The sequence below is a fragment of the Burkholderia sp. SIMBA_051 genome (assembly GCF_046534915.1).
GTDB classification, from domain to species: Bacteria; Pseudomonadota; Gammaproteobacteria; order Burkholderiales; family Burkholderiaceae; genus Burkholderia; species Burkholderia ambifaria.
Map to the genome: position 1 here is coordinate 1 of NZ_JAWRXS010000859.1, position 238 is coordinate 238.

At 71.0% G+C, this 238-nt stretch carries 1 protein-coding gene; it reads right to left on the reverse strand.

Annotation, left to right across the window (positions count from 1 at the left end; genetic code table 11):
- Nucleotides 1-238, reverse strand: a 238-nt coding sequence (locus SB771_RS36885) for a hypothetical protein (protein ID WP_410722272.1), incomplete at both ends; no start/stop codon positions are given.

Here is a 238-nt window from a genome sequence, read left to right on the forward strand (position 1 = left end):
GCAGATTGTGCTCGGTCGCGCCTTCCAGCACGATGCGCGGCGTGTCGTCATTCACCGGACGCTGTGACCAGTGCGCCGCATCCGCCACATGGCGGCGGCCGCCGAGGTACTCGCCGGTCAGCGTGCCGGACGAGCGGATCGCCTCGGGCGCGCCGTCGTAAATGTTCGTGACGCTGCGGCCGCCCGCGAGCGGCCCCCTGTCCTTAACACGCTCCCCCGCGAGGATGCCCGTGCGATC